The organism is Brucella sp. RRSP16, from assembly GCF_052246815.1.
GTDB classification, from domain to species: domain Bacteria; phylum Pseudomonadota; class Alphaproteobacteria; order Rhizobiales; family Rhizobiaceae; genus Brucella; species Brucella intermedia.
Genome location: NZ_JBQQAM010000033.1, coordinates 1 through 5,025, shown reverse-complemented (window position 1 = coordinate 5,025; position 5,025 = coordinate 1). Strand labels below are relative to the sequence as shown.

Below are 5,025 nucleotides of genomic sequence, written 5' to 3'. Positions count from 1 at the left end.
CTCGACGCTCAGGCGGGTCGGGGCACAGCGGGTAAGCTTCGGGATGGGAGAGCATTGATGAGAATCGAATTCAACCACACGATCCTGGCGACGCAAGACGCACACGGCTCTGCCCTGTTTCTGGCTGAAATGCTCGGACTGCAGCCGCCGCGCAGATGGGGGCCATTCTGGATGGTCACCACCGATAATGGCGTCAACCTCGACTACATGGATGTGAACCATGCCGTCGTTCCGCAGCATTACGCGTTCCTCGTCGATGACACGAGTTTCGACGCCTTGCATGACCGGCTCGGCCAGCGGAGCCTGCCTTACTGGGCCGATCCCCAACGGCGCAAGCCCGGGATGAACGATCATGATGGTGGTCGTGGGCTCTATTTCAACGATCTCAACGGGCACTTGCTCGAGGTGATAACCCGCCCCTACGGCAGCGGCGGCTGGAACCCATGACCGGCGATCTCGGAAAGCCTCTCTCGCCAAGGCCGAAAGTTTGACAGATCCTGGAAACTGCTATCTACGTGCAGGACGTCGCGCGTGCCGCGCAGTTTTATGACCGCGTTTTCGGCTTTACTGATCTGGTGCACGACGAACGCGTGGTCGCTTATGACGCCGGAAGCGCAACTGTTCTGCTGCTGTTCAAGCGCGGCGCGACGCTCGTTGCCTTGGTGCTGCCGGGTGGGACCAGCATCTACTTTCGTGATCCCGACGATCACCTGATCGAACTTGGGACGCCGGGTATCTGGCGAACCTTCTAGACCAAGAACCAAGAGCAAAGGCCAGTGACATGAAGGCGCGTTTTGACTTTCCCGCTGTTGCGCCTGACGCCTTTGAGGCGTGGCCGCTCTCGACACCTATGTGCGCAAAGCGTCCGGGGTTGAGCCCCGGCTTCTGCACCTGCTCAAGTTGCGGGCCTCACAGATGAACGGCTGCGCCTATCGCGTTGATATGCACGTCAAGGAAGCGCGTCGCGATGGGTTGGGCGAGCAGTGGATCAACCTGATAAGCGTCTGGCGGGACTCGCCTGTCGTCGATGCACGTGAGCGGGCGGTGCTTGGCTGGACCGAGGCGCTGACAAACGTCGCACGGACACTGACTTTCAGCCGCTCCAGGCATTTTTCACGGAGGCGGAGAGCACCCGAATCAGCGTGGCAATAGGGACGATCAATGTCTGGAACCGCCTTTGCGTCGGCTTCAGGTCGCAGCATTCGGTGGACCCGATCTGAGCGAACGCGGTTGCTATATGACAGTTCTGCGCGACCTGCTCGGGCAGTTCAAACCAAATGAAAAAGGAAGATGACATGACCAATAGCACGCCGATCGCCGTGTAGAGAATCCCGAGAGTTGCGATCTGCATTGCAAGATGGCCGCGGTCGACCTCAACGAACTGCGGCAGGAGCGCCAGAAAGAAGAGCGCTGTCTTTGGATTGAGGAGGTTAACAATGAAGCCCTCGCGAAAGAGGCGCAGACGGCTTGGCGCCGGTAGCCCCCCCTCAACACCGGGAATATCCGATGGACCAAAGAGCTTCTTGAAGCCCAGCCAAATCAAGTAGGCTGGGCCGGCTTACTTCACGACGTTGAAGGCGATCGCGGCCGACGCCAAGAGCGCCGACAACCCCACAGCTTCTGCGACGACATGAACGAGCATGGCCGCGGATATGTCAAGAATCGAAACGAGGTCGGCAGAACGGCCCTGTTCGACCGGGCTCGCGAAAATGTAAAGGACTGCTGGGCTAGGCAATAGAAGCAGTACGAGCGCTGCGCTGACGAACAGGCTGAGATTGGTTGCGCGGGGCCCGTTTCCTATTGCAACAGCGATAACATTGGACTGCGTCCAAGGCGAGATTGACCTGCATCGTTGTCGCAGAAGTTCCGCAATCGAGCGCCTTGGAATTCTTTGTTGTAGTTGTGTTCATCTGCCGGGCCCTGCCGGATGGAATGTCGATCATCCGTATCAGTAGGAACGCACCATCCCGTCAAATGGATCTGATCTGCCCGCCACACTGGTGGTAATGTCTGACTGCAACGTCGGTGCGAGGATGCAGGACAACGCGGTGGAGTGCTGCCGGTATCAAATGCCAGTTTCGCGGCAGATCACCACTCGCCAGCCGTCAGGATCCTGATAGGTGAAGCTGCGCTGGAGCCAGTATGGATTTTCCGGTTCCACCGGCGCGTAGCCCATTCGTTGCATCCGCTCGTTGAGGCGATCATAGGCATCAAGCTTGGTGATGTAGAGCACCAGCAGATTGTCGAAGCTCGGAGCGGCGCACGGACTGCCTTCTGCATGTTGGGTGAATTCAAGATGCACGGACTTGCCGGGCAAACCGAGCATAATGCCGTCGTAGCCGGCATGAGCTTCGAAGTGCGCGAGCTCCGGCAGGCCCAGACCGTCCCGATAGAAAGCGATAACGTCTTCAAGCTTGTCTGTCGGCCTGGCGATGCGCACCTGCGATGGAATGGCGTTACCGCCCAGCGAAGACGCGGGCCGCGAAGTCCTATCATCATTGTTCATGATATTTCTCCTGTCGATTAATGATTAGTGAAAAGCTGTGTGGCTGACTGCATCATTTGCCTAAGGCTTGGTCCTTGCATAACCAGAGCACCGGCCACGACCAACAGTGAGCCTATGAGCCGCACTCCGGAAATAGGTCTCGCGGTAAAACCCACGACGCTGTAATGGTCGATTGCCATCGAAGCGAGAATTTGGCCGGCAATGACCGCCGTCATGAAGCCTGCGGCCCCAAGCTTTGGCGCAAGAAGGACCGCGGCCGTGATATAGACTACTCCGGAAATGCCGCCGATCCAGATCCATTTCGGCTGAGCGGCAAGGTTGGCGATCGTCGGTGCGGAAACCCGGAGCGCCAAAGCCCGGCCTCCCGGATCAAGTCCGGACTTGCATCGGGAATCGTCTTGAGATGGATATAGCCGCGGAAGCCGTGACCCTCCCGCAATGTCCGCGCGATGCGTACCATATCGGACATGGTCTGGTCGGGGGACTTGATGATGCCCGAGGACAAGAACAGGCCCTCGATGTAATTGCGTCGATAAAATTCCAGCGTGAGCGAGACAACGTCCTCGACTGAGAACCGCGCCCGTTCCACGTTCGAGCTGACCCGGTTTATGCAATAGGCACAGTCGAAGATGCAGAAGTTGGTCATAAGAATTTTCAGCAGGCTGATACAGCGCCCATCCGGAGTGTAAGCATGGCAAATCCCTGCGCCTCCCGACGATCCGACACCGCCTTTGCTTGCATCGCGCTTCTCGCCACCGCTTGACGCACAAGATGCATCGTATTTTGCCGCATCCGATAGGATGGCAAGTTTATCCTGAAGGCTCTTTTTCACCATGTGAGCGAAGATACACGTTCATGTTTTGTTCGTCAATAAAAGAGATTTTTGCGGATCGCTCACCACGACTTGACCTGTCGCCTGCAAACTTGTTCCCGAAGCCACCGACGCACCGATCTTCCCGATTTCCCAAATGCCAATAGACACCCGATCGAAGTGGGAAAGCGTGCGTCTAATGGCGGCTGCCTTCGACATAAGCCTCGCAAGCGCCCCCTGCAGGACACGCGCGACGGCGGCAAAGACCTCTTCGCGTTCCTTGATGCTGAGGTCTTTGAAAAGGCAACGGTTTCGACTGTCCTGACAAAAAGGTTCAGGCCTTCAAGAACAGGCCTGCCCGACGTGTAGCCGAAACGAACACCGCAATAGTCGATATCACCGTTCAGCCGTTCGACAGAACGTGCGTATTGCCGGTGGGCAATATCCGGCCTCGTATCGAGAAACCGCGTATAGCGCTGGAAACCGGCAATACCCTTCGGATAACTCTCGATGATCGAATTGAACTTGTCGATGGGCCGGAAGAACACCCCGAGCAGAAGCAGAAAGCCGACAAAGGCGCCAGCGGTCAACTCGCCGCACACAATCCGTTGGCGTCTGTTCTGCTCGGCCAGGGGGTAGTCTATGGATGCGCGACAAGTGCCTGAAACTGGCGGCAGAGAAAGCGAGACAGAAAAGCCCGCGTTATAAACACTATTCTTTTTCATACACCTGCCCCACGTCAACCTCAGACAGCCGGCGCTGATTGAAGCGATATCGTCCGCGACACACACGAATGAAAATTGGGTTCCTGTCTTTTGGCGACAAAGCAGAATGTCTTGTCAAAAACAATGCAACCCGATCGACGGAAATTCCAGGCATATGGCGAGCGACACACCGCGAGCTGAATGGCTCACGAACAACCTGATCGATGACAACCAATCTGAAAATAGCCCGTAACATTTCCCTGTCCCGATCCTATTGTGCAATCGATTGGCCAGTTTCGCAAGTTGCGTATAATAATTAGTGAGCTATACTTTTATTGTGCCTAGCTCCTGCTGCAAAGGCGTGGGCACAGTTACACCCCGGCGGGTGCCGCCTGTCGGGGTGTAACATTGGATGCAGATCTCACTAATGACCATTTTTAATGGATCTGTTGCAAAAATTTCGGTGGGGCAAGCATGGCCGAACGCTGGACGCCACTATGCTGCAAGTGCTGTGAATTGTTGTTTGAGTGAATGCGGTGCGGTTGACCTGAAATTGCAGCTTTCGCATCATCTGAACGAGCTCAATACCAGCCAGAGCGACGCTGGCGGCGGCTTCGGACTTGAAGCCGAGTATGCATCGTATCCGCCGTTTGACTCGGTGATGATCCTGCTCGATGGCGTTGTTCATGTATTTACTGGAGCGGATGGTGATTGGCTTTCCACCATCTCGCAACCGATTCTCAGCATCGCATTGCGTGATGGCTGTCCGATTGGCCTGACTGCCGTCGATAGTAATCTTATCTGGCCTGCCATGTTGGGCCAGTGCTTTTGCGGATAAAGCGTTTGGCAGCAGGTTCCGGTTTCTGTTAACAGGAACTCGACGGGGTTCTGTCGCGAATTTTTCACTTCTGCTGCGTTATTGTCGCTTCGGTGCGCATAATTGGGCGAGGTGACTGGGTATGGCGATCGATTTCAAAGGGTCTCATTTCCCCAAAAATGTCATC

The 5,025-nt window shown here is 56.1% G+C and carries 5 protein-coding genes and 4 pseudogenes; 3 read left to right on the top strand and 6 right to left on the bottom strand.

From position 1 onward, the window contains the following. The first annotated feature begins 57 nt into the window (after positions 1–57). From ACS5UA_RS22655 to ACS5UA_RS22645, 3 genes and pseudogenes are all read left to right on the top strand, one after another. Positions 58–447 carry a VOC family protein gene (locus ACS5UA_RS22655; protein ID WP_443101872.1) on the top strand — a complete coding sequence of 130 codons (390 nt, stop codon included), beginning with the start codon at positions 58–60 and terminating at the stop codon, positions 445–447. 47 nt (positions 448–494) lie between these two features. After that, a complete protein-coding gene (locus ACS5UA_RS22650) occupies positions 495–752 on the top strand; it encodes a VOC family protein (RefSeq protein WP_443101873.1) in 258 nt (85 codons plus the stop codon). Between the two features lie 29 nt (positions 753–781). Further along, positions 782–1,220, top strand: a pseudogene (locus ACS5UA_RS22645) (carboxymuconolactone decarboxylase family protein). A gap of 62 nt (positions 1,221–1,282) precedes the next feature. Here ACS5UA_RS22645 and ACS5UA_RS22640 read toward each other — a convergent pair. The 6 genes and pseudogenes from ACS5UA_RS22640 to ACS5UA_RS22615 all read right to left on the bottom strand — a co-directional run. Then, positions 1,283–1,801 (bottom strand): annotated as a pseudogene (locus ACS5UA_RS22640) (LysE family translocator); the annotation flags it as partial. Positions 1,802–2,065: 264 nt separating this feature from the next. Beyond that, positions 2,066–2,506, bottom strand: coding sequence for a VOC family protein (locus tag ACS5UA_RS22635; protein WP_443101871.1), 441 nt, complete (start codon positions 2,504–2,506; stop codon positions 2,066–2,068). A gap of 17 nt (positions 2,507–2,523) precedes the next feature. Continuing rightward, a complete protein-coding gene (locus ACS5UA_RS22630; RefSeq protein WP_443101870.1) occupies positions 2,524–2,859 on the bottom strand; it encodes a DMT family transporter in 336 nt (111 codons plus the stop codon). Then, positions 2,856–3,338, bottom strand: a pseudogene (locus ACS5UA_RS22625) (putative DNA modification/repair radical SAM protein); the annotation flags it as partial. The gene ACS5UA_RS22630 and the pseudogene ACS5UA_RS22625, both read right to left, overlap by 4 nt. Before the next feature lie 62 nt (positions 3,339–3,400). Further along, complete coding sequence (locus ACS5UA_RS22620) at positions 3,401–4,042, bottom strand: hypothetical protein (protein ID WP_443101869.1); 642 nt, start codon at positions 4,040–4,042, stop codon at positions 3,401–3,403. 474 nt (positions 4,043–4,516) lie between these two features. Next, a pseudogene (locus tag ACS5UA_RS22615) lies at positions 4,517–4,875 on the bottom strand (DDE-type integrase/transposase/recombinase); the annotation flags it as partial. Positions 4,876–5,025 lie beyond the last annotated feature (150 nt).

Excerpts from the sequence above, each read along its gene's own strand:
- ACS5UA_RS22635 (WP_443101871.1), bottom strand. The coding sequence starts at position 2,506 with ATGAACAATGATGATAGGACTTCGCGGCCCGCGTCTTCGCTGGGCGGT.
- ACS5UA_RS22620 (WP_443101869.1), bottom strand. The coding sequence starts at position 4,042 with ATGAAAAAGAATAGTGTTTATAACGCGGGCTTTTCTGTCTCGCTTTCT.
- ACS5UA_RS22655 (WP_443101872.1), top strand. The coding sequence starts at position 58 with ATGAGAATCGAATTCAACCACACGATCCTGGCGACGCAAGACGCACAC.